Source organism: Bradyrhizobium sp. 195 (assembly GCF_023101665.1).
GTDB lineage: Bacteria > Pseudomonadota > Alphaproteobacteria > Rhizobiales > Xanthobacteraceae > Bradyrhizobium.
Genome location: NZ_CP082161.1, coordinates 4,451,913 through 4,469,963, shown reverse-complemented (window position 1 = coordinate 4,469,963; position 18,051 = coordinate 4,451,913). Strand labels below are relative to the sequence as shown.

The 18,051-nt window shown below is 64.3% G+C and carries 11 protein-coding genes; 2 read left to right on the top strand and 9 right to left on the bottom strand.

The features are described 5' to 3' along the window. Window positions 1–35: 35 nt before the first annotated feature. Window positions 36–1,439, bottom strand: a complete 1,404-nt coding sequence (locus IVB26_RS20640; RefSeq protein WP_247967172.1) for an efflux RND transporter periplasmic adaptor subunit — start codon at window positions 1,437–1,439, stop codon at window positions 36–38. Then, complete coding sequence (locus tag IVB26_RS20635; RefSeq protein ID WP_458309281.1) at window positions 1,429–2,913, bottom strand: efflux transporter outer membrane subunit; 1,485 nt, start codon at window positions 2,911–2,913, stop codon at window positions 1,429–1,431. Before IVB26_RS20635 ends, IVB26_RS20640 begins: the two co-directional genes overlap by 11 nt. A gap of 734 nt (window positions 2,914–3,647) precedes the next feature. Here IVB26_RS20635 and IVB26_RS20630 point away from each other — a divergent pair. Next, on the top strand, window positions 3,648–4,682 hold the full coding sequence (locus IVB26_RS20630) for a cysteine synthase A (RefSeq protein ID WP_247967171.1): 1,035 nt from the start codon (window positions 3,648–3,650) through the stop codon (window positions 4,680–4,682). 61 nt (window positions 4,683–4,743) lie between these two features. On the opposite strand, the gene IVB26_RS20625 is transcribed toward IVB26_RS20630, so the two are convergent. The 7 genes from IVB26_RS20625 to IVB26_RS20595 all read right to left on the bottom strand — a co-directional run bounded on the left by IVB26_RS20625 (window position 4,744) and on the right by IVB26_RS20595 (window position 16,341). Beyond that, window positions 4,744–6,984, bottom strand: a complete 2,241-nt coding sequence (locus IVB26_RS20625) for an O-linked N-acetylglucosamine transferase, SPINDLY family protein (RefSeq protein WP_247967170.1) — start codon at window positions 6,982–6,984, stop codon at window positions 4,744–4,746. Between the two features lie 145 nt (window positions 6,985–7,129). Beyond that, on the bottom strand, window positions 7,130–9,373 hold the full coding sequence (locus IVB26_RS20620) for an O-linked N-acetylglucosamine transferase family protein (RefSeq protein ID WP_458309280.1): 2,244 nt from the start codon (window positions 9,371–9,373) through the stop codon (window positions 7,130–7,132). Between the two features lie 113 nt (window positions 9,374–9,486). After that, entirely contained in the window at window positions 9,487–11,727 is a 2,241-nt protein-coding gene (locus tag IVB26_RS20615; RefSeq protein WP_247967168.1) for a tetratricopeptide repeat protein, read from the bottom strand. A 100-nt stretch (window positions 11,728–11,827) separates the two neighbouring features. After that, window positions 11,828–12,565 (bottom strand): amino acid ABC transporter ATP-binding protein, encoded by a 738-nt coding sequence (locus IVB26_RS20610; protein ID WP_247967167.1) that lies wholly within the window; start codon window positions 12,563–12,565, stop codon window positions 11,828–11,830. 11 nt (window positions 12,566–12,576) lie between these two features. Further along, window positions 12,577–14,097 (bottom strand): amino acid ABC transporter permease, encoded by a 1,521-nt coding sequence (locus IVB26_RS20605; protein ID WP_247967166.1) that lies wholly within the window; start codon window positions 14,095–14,097, stop codon window positions 12,577–12,579. After that, on the bottom strand, window positions 14,094–15,299 hold the full coding sequence (locus IVB26_RS20600; RefSeq protein ID WP_247967165.1) for an amino acid ABC transporter permease: 1,206 nt from the start codon (window positions 15,297–15,299) through the stop codon (window positions 14,094–14,096). Before IVB26_RS20600 ends, IVB26_RS20605 begins: the two co-directional genes overlap by 4 nt. A gap of 25 nt (window positions 15,300–15,324) precedes the next feature. Continuing rightward, window positions 15,325–16,341, bottom strand: a complete 1,017-nt coding sequence (locus IVB26_RS20595) for an amino acid ABC transporter substrate-binding protein (protein ID WP_247967164.1) — start codon at window positions 16,339–16,341, stop codon at window positions 15,325–15,327. Window positions 16,342–16,731: 390 nt separating this feature from the next. On the opposite strand from IVB26_RS20595, the gene metC reads away from it, so the two are divergent. Next, complete coding sequence (gene metC, locus IVB26_RS20590) at window positions 16,732–17,916, top strand: cystathionine beta-lyase (protein ID WP_247967163.1); 1,185 nt, start codon at window positions 16,732–16,734, stop codon at window positions 17,914–17,916. Window positions 17,917–18,051 lie beyond the last annotated feature (135 nt).

Sequence of the window (18,051 nt, the reverse complement as noted above, 5' to 3'; positions counted from 1 at the left end):
GGATCTGCCTGCCGCTCAGGCGGCTGTTGTCGGGATCATGGCTGCTTGGCTCCAGATCCCGATGCCCCCGGCCCCGGTGCCGGCCCGGTCTGTCCCTTCTGGTCGCCCTCGCTGCTCTTGCGCTTGGCGCGGAACTCGCCGTCCTTGCCTTGTCCGTCCTTCTGACCTTCCTTAGCGCCTTCCTTGGCGCCGTCCTTCTTCTGGGCGTCAGGCCCGCGCGCGCGCTTGCGCGGGGCGAGATCCGCCGACGGGGTCTGGTCGTCGCGGCCGATGGTCACCTTCGAGCCATCCGACAGATTGGCAAAGCCCGTTGTGACGACCTTGTCGTTTGCCGACAGGCCGCTTGCGATCACGGCGTCATGCTCGTTCTGCTGGGTCACCGTCACCGGCTTGGCCGAGACGACATTGTCCTCGCCGATGATATAGCTGAACGTCCCGATCGGGCCGCGCTGGACGGCAGATGTCGGCACCACCAGCGCCTGCATCAACGTCTCGACTTTGAGGCGTACATTGACGAACTGACCCGGCCAGAGCTGGTAATTGGCGTTGGGAAATTCCGCCTTGAGCTTGAGCGTGCCGGTGGTCTGGTCAACCTGGTTGTCGATGCCGGTGAGCTTGCCGGTATCGATCACGGTGATGCCGTCATTGCCGAACACGTCGACCGCGAGCGCGCCTTTCGCCGCGGCGGCATTGACCCGCATGATCTGCTGCTGCGGCAGGCTGAACCACACCGCGATCGGCTGCAGCTGCGTGATCACCACGAGACCCGTGGTGTCGGAGGCGTGGATGATGTTGCCCTGGTCGACCTGGCGCAGGCCGGCGCGCCCCGAGAGCGGCGCCACGATCTTGGTGTAGCTCAGCGTCGCCGCCGCGTTGTCGATCGCAGCCTGATCGGCTTTGACCAGTGCCTCGGTCTGCGCAACCAGCGCACGCTGGGTATCCGCCTGCTGCTTGGAGCCGGCATTGGAGGCGGCGAGCTGCTCATAGCGCGTCAGGTCGATGCGCTGGTTGGCAAGCTGGGCCTGATCCTGCGCCTTCTTGGCGACCGCCTGGTCGTATTGCGCCCGATAGATCGCCGGATCGATCTCGCCAAGCACGTCACCCTTCTTGACGTCCTGTCCCTCGGTGAAATTGACCGCGATCAGCTTGCCGTCGACCTGCGAGCGCACCGTCACGGTGTTGAGCGCGCGGATCGCGCCGACGCCGTCGAGATAGACCGGAACGTCCTGTACCCGCGGGCTCGCCGCCAACACGGGCACCGGCAGATCGGGCCGCTGGTTGCGGTTGTTGGCCTGTTGCTGATGCGTGGCGATCCAGCCGAGATAACCGAGCCCGCCGAGGATGGCGAGCGTGATCAAGGTCATGACGAAGCCGCGGCCGCGCGATTTTTTCGCCGTCCCCTCTTCCGCGCCCTGCTTCGTATCCGGCTTAAAGAGCATTGACCGGTTTCTCCATTCGCGGCTCCCAGCCGCCGCCGAGCGCCTGATACAGGCTGACGATGGCGAGCAGGCGGGCCAGTTGCGCCTGTGACAGCGCGTCTTCCGCCTGGAACAGGGTCAGTTGAGTGTTGAGCACGGTCACGATGTCGGCGGTGCCGGCGCGCAATTGCTGCTCGGAGAGATCGAAGGCGCGGCGCGAGGCGACAACGACGTCGCGCTGCAATTGCAGCTTGATCGTGGTCTGCTTGATCGAGAACAGCGCATTGTCGACGTCGGCAAAGGCCTGGACGATAGTCTTGCGGTAGGTCTGGAGCAGTTCGTCCTGCCGCGCCTTGGCGAATTCGAAATTGCCGAGGATCTTGCCGCCGTCGAAGATCGGCTGGGTGGCGCTGCCGACGAGCTGGAAGAAGGCCGCATGCGGCTGGAACAGCGAGACCAGCGCCGAGCTCTGATAGCCGCCATTGCCGGTGAGCTGGATGGCGGGAAAGAACTGCGCGCGGGCGTTACCGATGTTGGCGGTCGCCGAGGCGAGCTGCGCCTCCTGCCGGCGGATGTCCGGTCGCTGCGTCAGGAGCTCCGACGGCAGGCCGGGCGTCACGCGCGGGATCGCGACCCGGTCCAGGGAGCCGCCGAGCACGCGCACGCTCTCCGGCGGGCGCGACACCAGCACGGCGAGCGCGTTGACGTTCTGATCCAGCGTCTGGCGCAGCGGCGGCACCAAGGCCTTCTGGTTGGCAAGCACGCTTTCCTGCTGGGCGACATCGAGATCGGTGCCGGTGCCGGCCTTGCGCCGTTCCCTGACGGCGTCGAGGATGCGCTGCGCGCTCGCGATGTTGCGCTGTGACGTCCTGATGCGGTCCTGCGAGGCCAGCACCTGGAAATAGGCGTTGGCGACGGCCGCCAGCGTCGTCAGCGCGACGGTGTCGCGATCGAAGCGGTTGGCGTTGGCGGTCTCCTCGGCCGTCTGCAGCGCGTCGCGGTTCTGGCCCCAGAAGTCGAGCTGATAGCTCGCGCTCAGCGAAGCCGAATAGTTAACGACTTCGCGGCCGCCGATGGACAGACCCGAGGAGCTTGCGCCCGAGGTGCGCGAATAGGTTTCCGATCCGCCCGTCGATACGCTCGGCAACAGCGCCGCGCCCGCCTGCCGCGCCTGGGCGTCGGCCTGGACGATGCGCGAGACGGCGGCGGCGATGTCGAGGTTGACGGTCTGCGCCTCTTCCATCAGCTGCGTCAGCTCTGCGGAGCGGAAGCCGCGCCACCAATCCAATGACGGCGGCGCATCGCCCTTGCCCGCGTATTTGTACTGCGTGGGAACGTCGAGGGCGGGATCGGGAAGGTCCTGGGTCAGCACGCACGCGCCCGAGCCGGCGGCGAGGCACAACACCGCGAGCCAGCGCGCCGCGCGCCGCGTCCGGGATGCAGAACCTTCGGACCGCCGCATGGCGATCGCCGGAACATCCTGTGTCACATCCACCCCCCGCCGGGCAGATCAAGCCGCCGCGCAACCGGATTAACCGATTCGCGGCGGGACAATCGGGGGGCTTTGGACAACTCGTTCACAGCGGCGGTGCTTTCTGCGGAACCTGGATGTCGATACTAGCCGGGCGCTGAACCGCGGGACAGTCCCGCAGTTGCGAGATGGACGGACCAACGCGCCGGAAGCGGATCGATGAAAATGCAAAAGGTACCTGTCTCGCAGATATTTCTCGCATTCTGAAAACATCGGGAGATGTGAACAAGCTTACCAAGATTTCATGTGATATTGCGGCCACACCGGCACCTCGGCCTTTCCATCCGGCCTCACCACGCCCCGCGCGGCTTCGGCTCGGTCGCGCCCTCCGGCCGCCATCTCACAAAGCTGTCGGTTGTCGAAAGGAATCCATGCCTCGCGCAGGTATGACTTCGGCCATCCAGGCCGCCATCGACTTTCCCTGATGTCGTCCCGACTCGCCCTTGGAAAAAAGCGGTCGTGGAGGAGCTGGTGACGACCATCATCTTCCGTGCTCTGACTGAGTTCAGTCATATCCTCCTAGTGATATCCCGCCGCGCGGCCAAGCGCATCATCGCCGGTCGCGGCGCTCGAGAATGTCGCTGTTTGGACAGGCGCTTCAGCCGGTTTCGCCGCAGCGCAAAAGCCTTCCCCTTTGCCCTCCCAAGCACTAGGTTCTGGTTAACCAGATCAACCCCCTTGGTAGCGATTTCCCCGACATGACCATTCGAAACGACGTTGTCGAAGCCATCGGCAACACCCCGCTGATCAAGCTGAAGCGCGCCTCGGAACTGACCGGCTGCACCATTCTCGGCAAGGCCGAGTTCATGAACCCCGGCCAGTCGGTCAAGGACCGCGCCGGCAAATGGATGATCCTGGAGGCCGAGAAGCGCGGCGAGCTCAAGCCCGGCGGTCTCGTGGTGGAAGCGACTGCCGGCAATACCGGCATTGGCCTGGCGGTCGTGGCGAGCGCGCGCGGCTATCGCACCCTGATCGTGATCCCGGAAACGCAGAGCCAGGAAAAGAAGGACTTCCTGAATCTGTGCGGCGCCGAGCTGATCGAGGTGCCGGCCCTGCCCTATGCCAACCCCAACAACTATCAACACGTCGGCCGGCGGCTTGCGGACGAGCTGCGCAAGACCGAGCCCAATGGCGTGCTGTTCGCAGACCAGTGGAACAACCTCGACAATGCCAAGGCACATTACGAATCCACGGGACCCGAGATCTGGGAGCAGACCGGCGGCAAGGTCGATGGCTTCGTCTGCTCGGTCGGCAGCGGCGGCACGCTCGCCGGCGCCAGCCGTTATCTGAAGGAGAAGAACAAGAACGTGAGGATCGCCTGCGCCGATCCGCACGGCGCCGGCATGTACGAATATTTCAGGACCGGCGATGCCAAGGCAACGCCCGGCGGCTCGATCACCGAGGGCATCGGCCTCAACCGCGCGACTGCGATCGTCGAGACCGCCAAGGTCGACGACGCCTATCTCATTCCCGATGCCGAAGCTGTCAGCGCCATCTACGAGTTGCTCCAGCACGAAGGCCTGTGCCTCGGCGGTTCGACCGGCATCAACATCGTGGGCGCGATGCGCCTCGCAAAACAGCTCGGGCCCGGCAAGACCATCGTCACCGTGCTGTGCGATTCCGGCAGCCGCTATCAGTCGAAGCTGTTCAACGCAGATTTCATGCGGGCCAAGAACCTTCCGGTGCCGGAGTGGCTGGAGAAGCGCAGCAACATCAAGCCGCCGTTCGTGTGATCGTTGCAGGCGCGCTCAGGCCGGGGACGCGCGTCCACAAGGTCCGCGCGGTTCGGCCGGTTTATGCGCCCTCGCCGCGTTCCGAGGCCGCGGCACAATGGTCGCGCCAGAACCGGCGATAACCCTCCTCGACCCTGCGCGTGTAGATCTCGACATTGCCGGCGGGCGAGGCTGCGATCCGTGCCGGCAGCTCTGCACGCAACTTTGCCAGATGCTCGGGCTGCGCCGCATATTTGCACGCGATCGCGGCATACCCCTCGTCATCCTCGGCGACCCAGTCATTGAGACCGACGGCAGCCACGATGGAGCCGCCGGCGCGCGACGAGGCGCCGTGGCCGAGCTTGGCCACGACCGGAACGCCTGCATAGAGGGATTCCCAGGTGCTGACGCCGCCATTTTGCGGGAAAGTATCGAGCGAAATATCGACGTTCGCAAAGGCCCGCAGATGCTCAGCGCGCTCGGACGAGCCGAGGCAGGTGATGTTCTCTTCGCCGACGCCCTGCGCCAAGAAACGCGCGAGAAGGCCATCCCGCACCAGCGGATCGTCAAGCAGCGTATGCTTGATGATGATCTTCGATCCGGTCACCTCGCGCATCACCTTCGCCCACACCCGGATGGCCTCATCCGAGATCTTGGGGATGCGATTGAAGACGCCGAAGGTCACATGGCCGTTGCGGAGCATGGGAGGCTCCGAAGCGGGCACATCCAGGATGGGATCCATCGTGATCAGGCACGGCAGATCATGAACCTTTTCGGCCAGCAGATGGCGGGCCGATTCCGGAATGAAGATCGGATCCGCGAGCAAATAATCCATGGTCTGCAGGCCGGTCCCCGTGGCGTGTCCAAAACCCGTCACCTGGATCGGAGCCGGCTTGCGGGCGAAGAGAGGGAGCCTGTTGCCGGTGGTATGCCCGGACACGTCGATCAGGATATCGACCTTGTCGGCCTCAATACGATCGGCCAGCTCGTCGTCCGAAAGCTGCGAGGCGTCGACCCAGACGTCCGCCAACGACTTGAACCTGGCGGTCATCTCGTCTCGCGTCGGAGAGCACGAATAGCAGACGATCTCGAATTGGGCGCGATCGTGATGGCGGAGCACCGGTAACAGACCGAACGCCGCCGAGTGGTACCAGAACTCTGCGGATACGTAACCGACCACGATCCGCCTGTCGGGATCGAACTGCCGGGGCGCGAGCTTCCTTTGCGGCAATCTGGCGCCGATCGCATCCCACCAGGATTTGCGCGCCGCCTGCTGGATCGCGAAGTCCGCGTCGGAGAGAAAGTCCAGAAAGTAGATTTTCCGCGCGATCAGGTCCGGCTCGCCCGGTGCGATCGCCAGGGCGGCGTCGAGATGTTCGATAGCGGCCGCGATCTCTCCCTGGTTTGCAAAACAGGAACTCAGCAGTGCGAGCGCGATCGCAGAGCGCGGATTTTCCTCGAGCAACGCCGTGCAGGCCAGGATCGCCTGCGCGGTATTTCCCAAACTCAGCGAGACTTCCGCCTTCCCCCGCAACGCCACTTCGAGCTTGGGCGAAAGCGCAAGTGCTGCGTCAAAATCCGCGGCCGCTCGTTCCGGCCGCGACAGCGCAACATTGAGCCGGCCGCGGTGCGCGAGGACCTTCGCCGAACCGGGCCTGAGCGCGAGCGCCGCTGCGAGCGCGGCTTCCGCCTCGTCGTAGTGCTTGAGCTCGATGCTGACCACGCCTTTGCCGACGAGCGCTTCGGCGTGCCGCGGCTGAAACAACAGAGCACGCTCGAAACTTTGCCTGGCCCGCTCGAACTGGCCCAGCGCCAGCTCGGCCAGGCCACGATTGCAGAGCGCATCGGCATAGTCGGGCTTCAGCTTGATCGCGCGATCGTACAGCTCGATGGCCTGCTCGGGCAGGTTCATCTGGAGCAAGGTATTGCCGAGGCCGGTCAGGGCCGGCGGAAAGTTCGGCTTCAGCGCGATCGCCTTCTCCTGACACGCGCGGGCGGCCTCAAATTTGTGAAGCGCACAGTGTACGGCAGCAAGATTGTTGTAGGCCTCGTGCGAACGCGGATCGATCGCGATCGCGCGCTCGAGCAGCTGTTGCGCCTCTTCCAGGCGCCCGCCCTGTTGCACGCTCAGGCCGAGCAGGTGCGTGGCGTCGAAATGATCCGGAACGGCTTGCACGATCTGGCGGCAGAGTGCCTCGGTCTCCGCATATCTGCCCTGGCCATAGGCGCTCGCCGCGGCGGAGATGATGGCGTCGGCCTGCTTCTTCAACTTTTTCTGCAATCGCGCATTCTGAAATGCGCGCGCGCCGGCGCTGCTCTGCAAGGTGTCTCTCCGGAAGATGGCCCGTGGCGAGTCTAACTGATTCGCGCGCCGCGACGGGCGGTCGGCGTGACCGGGGGTCCCCCCGGGATATCCCGGGGCTCACCGCAGCACCTGGCCGAGCCATCGCTTGGGGCGCCTGCCCCGCCTACGCCACCTCGCCGCGTTCCGCTGTGGCAGCACAATAATCGCGCCAGAACTGGCGGTAACCCGCTTCGAGCTCGCGCGTGTAGATCTCGACATTGCCGGCGGGCGAGGCTGCGATCTGCGCCGGCAAACCCGCGCGCAATTTCGCCAGATGCTCTGGCTGCGAGGCAAACCTGCGGGCGATCTCGACATACCCATCGTCATCTTCGGCGACCCAGTCGCCGAGGCCGACGGCGGCCACGATGGAGGCGCCGGCACGCGAGGAGGCTCCGATGCCGAGCTTGGCGACGACGGGTACGCCCTTGTAGAGGGATTCCCAGGTGCTGATGCCGCCGTTTTGCGGGAACGTGTCGAGGGAAATATCGATCTTGTCAAAGGCCATCAGGTGGTCGTCGCGCGAGGTGGTGCCAAGGCAGGTGATGTCCTCCTCCGCAATGCCCTGCGCGATGAAGCGTGCGACCAGGCTGTCGCGCAGCAGGGCATCATCGAGCAAACCATGCTTGAGGATGATCTTCGATCCCGGCACCTCCCGCATGATGCGCGACCACACGCGGATCGCATCATCCGAGATCTTGTAGATGCGGTTGAACACGCCGAAGGTGACGTAGCCGTTGCGGAGCATCGGCAGCTCGGAAGGCTGCAGATTAGTCACGGGCTCCATCGTGATCAGGCATGGCAGATCGTGGATCCTTTCGGGAAACAAATGCCGGACCGACGGTGGAATGAAAATGGGGTCGGCAAGCACATAGTCCATGGTCGGCATGCCCGTGCCCGTCGCGTGTCCGAAGCCCGTGGCCTGGATCGGGGCCGGCTTGCGCGCGAAACACTGCAGCCGGTTGCCGGTCGTGTGGCCCGAAACGTCGATCAGGATGTCGACATTGTCGGCCTGAATGCGGTCGGCGAGTTCGTCGTCCGAAAGCCCCCAAGCGTCAACCCAGACATCCGCCAGTTCCTTGAACTTGGCCGTGTACTCGTCCGCTCCGGGCCAGGAGTAGTAGCAGATGATTTCAAACTTGGCGTGATCATGATTGCGCAGCACCGGCAGCAGGGTGAGTCCCGCCGAGTGCTGCCGGAATTCGGCCGCGACATAGCCCACCACGATCCGCTTTTCCGGATCGAGCGGCCGCTTCGGCAACGTCCTTTGCGGCAGCTTGGAGCCGATCGCATCCCACCAGGATTTTCGCGCCGCCTGCTGGACCGTGAAATCGGCCTCGGGGCGGTAGTCCTGCAAGAAGATCTTTCCCCTGATCGCATCCCCGTAGTCCGGCCGGACTGCCAGCGCGCGATCGAGATATTCGATCGCAGTGTCCATCTCTCCCTGGGTCGAAAATGCGAAGCCCATCAGCGCCAATCCGATTTCGGAGCGCGGATTTTGTTCGATCAAGGCGGTGACGGCCGCAATCGCCGGCGCGGTCTTTCCCATGACGAGGCAGACTTGTGCCTTCCCTCGCAGGGCGAGTTCGAGCTTGGGCGAAACCGCAAGCGCCGCTTCGAAATCCGCAAGCGCGGGTTCCAAGCGCTGCAGCTCGTAACTGAGCCGCCCCCGCTGGGCCAGGATCCTTGGCGCGCCGGGCTTGATCGCCAGCGCCATGGCAAACTTGGCTGCGGCTTCTTCGTGGTGCCGGAGCTCCATGCTGACCATGCCGCTGCCGACGATGGCCTCGGCGTGACGCGGCTGGAACAGCAGAGCGCGATCGAAACTTTCCTTGGCGCGCTCGACTTGTCCAAGCAATATCTCGACCATGCCGCGATTGCAGAACGCATCGGCGTAGTCCGGCTTCAACTTGATGGCGCGCTCGTGCAGCTCGATCGCCTGTCCGTACAGCCCCAGATGCATCAGCGTGTTGCCGAGGTTGGTCAGTGCGACCACGAAGTTCGGCTTCAGCGCGATCGCCCTCTCCTGGCACTGCCGCGCTTCCTGGTAATTGCCGAGGTCGAAATGCACGGTCGCGAGATTGTTATGGGCATCGTGCGAGCGCGGATCGAGCGCAATCACGCGCTCGAGCAGCTGCTGCGCCTCCTCGAGGCGCCGGCCGTCATGGGCGCACATCCCGAGCAGGTGCGTGGCGTCGACATGATCCGGAAGGGCTTTCAGGATTTCACGGCACAGCGCCTCGGTCTCGGCATATCGACCCTGGCCATAGGCGCTCGCCGCAGCGGCGATGACGGCGTCGGCCTGCTTCATCAATTTCTTCTGCAATCGCGCGTTTTGGAATGCGCGCGCGCCGCCGCCGCTGCTCTGCAAGGTGTCTCTCCGGAGGATGCCCTCGGCAGAGTCTAGCTGATTCGCGAGCCCGGCCGGCCGGTCAGGGGACCAGCATCGCCCCCGGGATTTCCCGGAGCGACGCGCCTGGCCGGCTATGCCCCCTCGCCGCATTCCGAGGCGGCGGCACAATGCTCGTGCCAGAACCGGCGATAGGCCGCTTCGACCTCACGCGTGTAGAGTTCGACGTTGCCGGCAGGCGAGGCTGCGATCCGTGCCGGCAGATCCGCCCGCAACTTGGCCAGATGTGCGGGCTGCGCCGCATATTTGCATGCGATCGCGGCATAGCCGTCGTCATCCTCAGCGACCCAGTCGCCAAGGCCGACGGCCGTTACGATGGAGCCGCCGGCGCGCGACGAGGCGCCCTTGCCGAGCTTGGCGACGACCGGAACGCCCGCATAGAGGGATTCCCAGGTGCTGATGCCGCCATTTTGCGGGAATGTGTCGAGGGAGATGTCGACTTTCGCAAAGGCCAGCAGATGCTCGTGGCGCGAGGTCGAGCCGAGGCAGGTGATATTCTCTTCGGCAATGCCCTGGCCGACGAACCGCGCGATCAGTCCGTCGCGCAGCAAGGGATCGTCGAGCAGCCCGTGCTTGATGATGATCTTCGATCCCGCCACCTCACGCATCACTTTCGACCACACCCGGATCGCCTCATCCGAGATCTTGTAGATGCGGTTGAATACGCCGAACGTCACATGGCCGTTCTGGAGCATGGGAAGCTCCGAAGGCGGCACATCCAGGATCGGATCGATCGTGATCAGGCACGGCAGATCATGAACCTTCTCGGCCAGCAGATGGCGGGCAGATTCCGGAATGAAGATCGGATCCGCAAGCACGTAGTCCATGGTCTGAAGGCCCGTCCCCGTGGCATGTCCGAAGCCCGTGACCTGGATTGGGGCCGGCTTCCGGGCGAAGACAGGGAGCCTGTTGCCGGCCGTGTGCCCCGACACGTCGATCAGAATATCGATCTTGTCGGCCTCAATACGATCGGCCAGTTCGTCGTCCGAAAGCTGCGCGGCGTCGACCCAGACGTCCGCGAGAGGCTTGAATCTCCCGGTGATCTCATCCTGCAACGGCCAGCAGGAATAGCAGACGATCTCGAACCGGGCGCGATCATGATGGCGCAGCACCGGCAACAGCGCGAACGCTGCCGAGTGGTTCCTGAATTCCGACGCGACATATCCGACCACGATCCGCCTGCCCGGATCGAGCTCCCGGGGTGGCGGTGTCCGTTGCGGCAATCCGGCGCCGATCGCATCCCACCAGGATTTTCGTGCCGCCTGCTGGATCGCGAAATCGGCTTCCGGCAGATAATCCAGGATGAAGATCTTGCGTGCGATGGCATCCGCATAATCCGGCGAGATCTCGAGCGCCGCGTCGAGGTGCTCGAGCGCCGTCGCGACATCTCCCTGGTTCGCATAGCAGGCGCCGAGCAGCACGATCGCGTAATCGGACCGCGGATTGTCCTCGAGCAGGGTCTTGACGGCGGCGATCGCCTGCGTCGTGTTCCCCAACAGAAGGTTGACCTGCGCCTTGCCGCGCAGCGCGAGCTCGAGCCTTGGCGATTGCACCAGCGCCGCATCGAAGTCCACGGCCGCCTGCTCCAGCCGGTACAGGTCGAAGTTGAGCCGTCCGCGCTGCGCCAGAATCCTCGGTGAGCCCGGCTTGATCGCGAGGCCTGCCGCGAGGGCGGCTTCCGCCTCCGCGTAGTGACGAAGCTCGATGCACACCATGCCCTTGCCGGCGAGCGCTTCGGCGTGCCGCGGCTGAAACAAGAGGGCGCGATCGAAACTCTCCTTGGCGCGCTCGCACTGGCCGGTCATCAGCTCCGCCATGCCGCGATTGCAGAACGCATCGGCATAGTCCGGCCGTAGCCGGACGGCGCGTTCGTGCAGTCCGATCGCCTGCTCGCCGAGGCCGAGGTTCAGTAGCGTATTGCCGAGATTCGTCAGGGTGATCGGACAATTCGGCTTCAGCGCAATGGCCTTCTCCTGGCATGCGCGGGCGTTCTGGAATTTCTGCAGATCGAAATACACCGCCCCGAGATTGCCATGGGCATCGGGCGAGCGCGGATCGAGCGCGATTGCGCCCTCGAACAGCTGTTGCGCTTCCTCGAGCCGCCCGCCCCCATACGCACGCAAGCCGAGCAGGTGCGTGGCGTGGAAATGATCCGGAACCTCTTTCAAGATCTCGCGGCAGAGCGTCTCGGCCTCCGCAAATCTGCCCTGGCCGAGTGCCTCGACCGCGAAGGACATCACGGCGTCCGCCTGCTTCCTCAACTTCTTTGCCAATCGCGCATTCTGGTATGCGCGCGCGCCGACACTGCTCTGCAAGGTCTCTCTCCGGAGGATGGCCGAAAAGATGCAAAGCTGATTCGGATGGTGCCAAGCTGGCGGGTCGCTCAGATCGGCGAGGCCACCCGATTGCGGGTGGTCACCGCAGGATCTGGCTCAGGAACAGCTTTGTACGGGCGTGCTGAGGCGCCGCAAAGAACTCATTCGGGGTGTTGGCCTCGATGATCTGGCCGGCGTCCATGAACACCACGCGGTTGGCGACCTCGCGGGCAAAGCCCATTTCGTGGGTGACCACCAGCATGGTCATGCCCTCCCCGGCGAGGTCCACCATGGTGTCCAGCACCTCCTTGACCATCTCGGGGTCGAGCGCCGAGGTGGGCTCGTCGAACAGCATGACCTTCGGGTTCATCGTCAGGGCCCGCGCGATCGCGACCCGCTGCTGCTGGCCGCCGGACATCTGCCCCGGAAACTTGTTGGCCTGGTGCGGGATCTTGACCCGCTCCAGGAACTTCATCGCGGTCTCCTCGGCGTCCTTCTTCGGGATGTTGCGCACCCAGATCGGCGCCAGCGTGCAATTGTCCAGCACGGTCAGGTGCGGGAACAGATTGAAGCTCTGGAACACCATGCCGACTTCGCGGCGCACCGCGTCGATATGCTTGAGGTTGGGACCGAGCTCGATGCCGTCGACGACGATCTCGCCCTCCTGGAATTCCTCGAGCGCGTTGATGCAGCGGATCAAGGTCGACTTGCCGGAGCCCGAGGGCCCGCAGATCACGATGCGCTCGCCCTTCCGGACCGCGAGGTCGATGTCGCGCAGCACGTGAAAGTCGCCGTACCATTTGTTGAGGCCGGAAATCTTGACGATGGGGTCAGCCATGATGAGCTCGATCAGTTGCGGCGGTGGGCATTGAGACGATGCTCGACGAACAGCGAATAGCGCGACATTCCGAAGCAGAAGATGAAGTAGATGATCCCGGCGAAGGCGAAGCCGGTGAACGCGGTCGAGGGCGTCGACCATTTCGGATCCGAGAACGAGGCCCGGAGCGAGCCCAACAGATCGAACAGCGCCACGATCGAGACCAGCGAGGTGTCCTTGAACAGCGAGATGAAGCTGTTGACGAGGTTCGGAATGACGTGACGCAGCGCCTGCGGCAGCACGATCAGCGAGGTCGTCTTCCACCAGGACAGGCCCAGGGCTGCGGCCGCCTCGCCCTGCCCGCGCGGGATCGCAGCGAGCCCGCCGCGGACGTTCTCGGCCTGGTAGGCGCCTGTGAACAGCGCGATGCCGATCAGCGCGCGCACCAGGCCGTCGACGGTGAAATTGCCGGGCAGGAACAGCGGCAGCATGTAGGTGGCGAAGAACAGCACGGTGATCAGAGGCACGCCGCGCCAGAACTCGATGAAGGCGATCGAGAAGATCCGGATCAGCGGAATGGTGGAGCGGCGGCCGAGCGCCAGCGCGATGCCGATCGGCAGCGAGGTGACGATGCCGGTGACGGAGACCACCAGCGTCACCAGAAGGCCGCCCCACAGATTTGTTGCCACAACGGGCAATCCGCCGTGATCGAGCCCCATCAGCTTGATGACGATGGCGATGGCGATGAAGGTGGCGACGCTCGATGCGAGAGCCCGCCCGCCGGTGCGAACGCCTCCGCCGAGGACAAACGCGATCAGGGAGACGATCGCAGCCGTGATGGCGAAATCGGTCCAGACCGATTGGCCCGTTCCCAGGAGCTGGTCACGCAGCCAGGTCAGCGGAAAGATCAGCCAATAAATCGCCGTGCCGACCAGCACGATGAAATTGCCGACAATCCAGAAGAGCGGTGCGACGGCCGACGTCTTGCTGAGAGTGAGCAGGGCCTGTCCGGCATTGACGATACTCTCGTCGAACAGCTGCAGCAGGTCAGCCGTCCAGCTCAGGCCAAAGCCCTTGATGCCGCCGCCGTGCAGCAGGAAGAAGGCGACCACGGGAAAGGCGAAGAAGAACACGCCGGCATTCAGGCCCTTTGCCGGCAGCCGGGGAACGAGCATCGGCACCAGCAGGACCACCGCTAGGACGAATGTGAGATTGACGCGCCAGCGCTCGGCCTCGGGATAGAAGCCGTAGATCAGTTGCGGCAGCTTGGCCTGGATGTAGGGCCAGCAGGCGCCGACGGCAAAGCCGGCGTTCTCCGTGAGGCATGCCGTGCGGTCCTTGCCGCTCCACACCGCATCGACCATCAGGAACCTGACGGAGGGAACGATGGTGAACCACAGCAGCAAGGCGCCAACGATCGTGAGCAGGATGTTGGTCGGCGAGTTGAACAGACGCGTCCGCATCAGCCCGACAAAGCCCGTGGTCTTCACCGGCGCAGGACGCTCGGTGAGGAGGTCCTGGCGGACGAAGCTGCTCGAGGCGATATCGCTCATGCGCCCAGACTCCGGCTGACGCGCCAACCGTAGACGCTCATGACGGCGCTGGTGAGCAGCGAGATCAGGAGATAGATGCCCATGGTCATGGCAATGATCTCGATCGCCTGCCCGGTCTGGCTCAGCGACGTGCCGGCGAACACGGAGACGAGGTCAGGATAGCCGATCGCGACCGCCAGCGACGAGTTCTTGGTGAGATTGAGGTACTGGTTGGTCAGCGGCGGCACGATGACACGCATGGCCTGCGGCACCACGATCAGCCGGAGCGTTGTGCCGCGGCTGAGGCCGAGCGAGAACCCCGCCTCCATCTGTCCCTTGTGGACGGACAGGATGCCAGCGCGCACGATCTCGGCGATGAAGGCGGCGGTATAGGTCGACAGCGCCAGCGTCAGCGCCACGAACTCCGGAATGATGCGCGAGCCGCCGGCGAAATTGAAACCCTTCAGCTGCGGCAGCTCGAAAGTGAATGGCCGACCGAACACCAGCATCGCGGCGAGCGGCAGCCCGAACAGCAGACCCAGCACATAGGGCCAGATCCGGATCATCCGCCCTTCCTGAAACAATGCGCGCCGGGCATAGAAGCGCAAGACCAGTGCCGCGACGATGCCCAGCGCCAGCATCGCCAGGAACGGCTCGAGGCCGCTCTGGCCGATCGGACTGGGAATGACGAGTCCGCGATTGCTGATGAAGGCAATGCCGAACAGCGAGATGCTCTGCCGCGGATTGGGCAAGGCCGCGAGCACCGCGAGGTACCAGAACAGGATCTGGAACAGCAGCGGCAGGTTGCGGATGATCTCGACATAGATCTCGCCGACGCGCGACAACAGCCAATTGGGCGACAGCCGGCACAGCGCGACGATGAAGCCGATCAACGTGGCGAAGACGATGCCCACCACCGAGACCACGAGTGTGTTGAGGAGACCGACCACGAAAACGCGCAGGAAAGTGTCCGAGCCGGTGTAGGGGATCAGGGTCTGGTTGACGTCGAAGCCGGCATTGTTCCGCAAGAAGCCGAAGCCAGCGGCGATGTGCTGGTTCTCGAGGTTGGCGCGGGCGTTGGAGACGATCTCGTAGCCGATCCAGCCCAGGATCGCCGCGAAGGCAAACTGGACGACGACGCCGTTCCAGCCTGCCTTGCCGCCCAGAATGCGCCGGATCTTCAGCGCGATCTGGGGCGGCGGTTGTCGGGCCTCGGTGCTCATGCCGCTGCCAGCGGGTCAGAGGCGATCAGCGGATCGGCGGCGCGTACTGGAGACCGCCCTTGTTCCAGAGATTGTTGAGACCGCGGTTGATGGCGAGGGGCGAGCCCGCGCCGACATTGCGATCGAACACTTCGCCGTAATTGCCGACCGCCTTCACGACCCGCACCACCCAGTCCTTGGTCAGTCCGAGCTGTTCGCCGAAATTGCCGTCGGTGCCGAGCACGCGCTTCAACTCGGGATTTTCCAGCTTCGCTTTCTCGTCGACGTTCTTAGAGGTCACGCCAAGCTCTTCGGCGGTGATCATCGCGAACAGGGTCCACTTCACGATGTCGAACCACTGGTCGTCGCCGTGGCGCACCATCGGGCCGAGCGGCTCCTTCGAGATGATCTCGGGGAGCACCATGTGTTCGTTGGGATTGGCGAGCTTCAGGCGATTGGCGTAGAGACCCGACTGGTCGGTGGTGAAGACGTCGCAGCGCCCGGCTTCATAGGCCTTGACGGTTTCGTCGTTGGTGCCGAACGCGATCACCTCATACTTCATGTTGTTGGCCTTGAAGTAATCGGCGAGATTCTGCTCGGTGGTAGTGCCGGTCTGCACGCAGACCGAGGCGCTGTTGAGCTCGAGCGCCGAATTCACCTTGAGCGACTTCTTCACCATGAAGCCCTGCCCGTCGTAGTAGGTCACGCCGGTGAAGTTGGCGCCGAGCGAGGTATCACGCGAGATGGTCCAGGTGGTGTTGCGCGAGAGCAGGTCGATTTCACCGGATTGCAGCGCGGTGAAGCGGTCCTTGGCGGACAGCGGCACATATTTGACCTTGGTCGCATCGTTGAAGATCGCCCCGGCGATCGCCCGGCAAAGGTCGACGTCGAGGCCGGTCCAGTTGCCCTTGTCGTCGGGCGAGGAGAATCCCGGCAGGCCCTGGCTGACGCCGCAGGACAACATGCCCCGATCCTTGATGGTCTTGAGCGTTTGCGCATCGGCGACTTGGGCAGAGAGGCCGGCGGCGAGAGCAAGGGTGAGAGCCAGGGTTACGCGTTTCATGGGCTTTGGGCCTTTCAAAGTCGTCTCAAGGAATGTTGTCTCAGGATCATCCCTGCCGGGGCCAGGCGTATCAAGACCAGCCCTGCAAGAGTCATGCTGGAAAACCTTGCCGAACACCCGCCGATCCCGGGAGGCCAATACCTTAATCCCCGCCGCAGGCGCCCGCCATCATGGCTGTGACGCAAAGTCCGGTCAGGCGATGGATCGAAGGTCGCGGCAGGCCCCTCAACATGCGGCGACTGAATAGCACCCGCGCATCTCAGAACGACTGGCGTGCCGGGTCAAGGGGTTGACGGGACTCTTCTGTGTTCTGTTATTAACGACAGCGGCCTTTCGGCCAGCCCGTCAGGCGCTAGGCCCGAGCGGAAACGCGGTTTTGAAAGCAGACGCATGGATTCCTCGCACCCCCAAGAGCAGCACGCCGAGACCCGGCTGGTCACCTCCGGCCGCGACACCAAGGCGCAGAAGGGGTTCGTCAATCCGCCGGTCTTTCACGGCTCGACCGTGCTCTACCCGACCGCCGAGGACCTGCACGCCCATCGCGGCGAGTTCACCTATGGCCGCCACGGTTCCCCCACTAGCAAGGCGTTCCAGGAGACGCTGATGGCGCTGGAGGGGCCGCAATGCGCCGGCGTCGGCATCGTGCCGTCGGGCCTGTCGGCGATCTCCACCACCCTGCTCTCGGTGCTGAAGACCGGGGACCATCTCCTGGTCTGCGACAACGTCTATCGGCCCTCGCGCAATTTCTGCAACGGCATGCTCGTGCGCTATGGCGTCGAGACCACCTATTTCGACCCGATGATCGGCGCCGGCATTGAAAAGCTGTTCAAGCCGAACACCCGCGCGGTGCTGGTGGAGGCGCCGGGCTCGCAATCGTTCGAGATGCCCGACATCCGCGCCATTGCCGAGGTCGCACATGCGCGCGATGCGCTCGTCATCGACGACAACACCTGGGCAACCCCGCTCTATCACCGCTCGCTCGAGCAGGGCGTCGATATCAGCATGCAGGCCGCCACCAAATATATCGGCGGCCATTCCGACATCATGTTCGGCACCATCTCGGCCAATGCCAAGGCCTGGCCGATGGTCGCCGAGGGCATCCGCCTGCTCGGCGTCTGCGCCGGTCCCGACGACGTCTTCCTCGCGCTGCGTGGCCTGCGCACGCTGTCGGTGCGGCTGGCGCAGCATCATCGCTCCGGGCTCGACATGGCGCGCTGGCTGGCTGGCCGGCCCGAGGTCGCGCGCGTCCTGCATCCGGGCTTGGAGACCGATCCCGGTCACGCCATCTGGAAGCGCGACTTCACTGGCGCCTCGGGCCTGTTCAGCATCGTCCTGAAGCCGGCGCCGCAGAAGGCGGTCGATACCATGCTCAACACGCTCACACTATTCGGCATGGGCTTCTCCTGGGGCGGCTTCGAGAGCCTCGCGATTCCATTCGACTGCGACGCCTATCGCACCGCGACCAAGTGGGCGCCGGGCGGCCCTACCCTGCGTCTGCACATCGGTCTCGAAAGCGTCGACGATCTCAAGGCCGATCTCGATCGCGGCTTCGCTGCCCTCAAAGCGGCAATGTGAGCCTGCTCACAAGTTATCGCGCCTGAGGACAGGGCATCGCGCGCCGGCGGACGCGCAACGCGCGCCGCGGGAACGTGACGCACTCGTAAACGTTAACGCCGATGCGCCAACAAATGGTTTGAACCTCAAGCATTT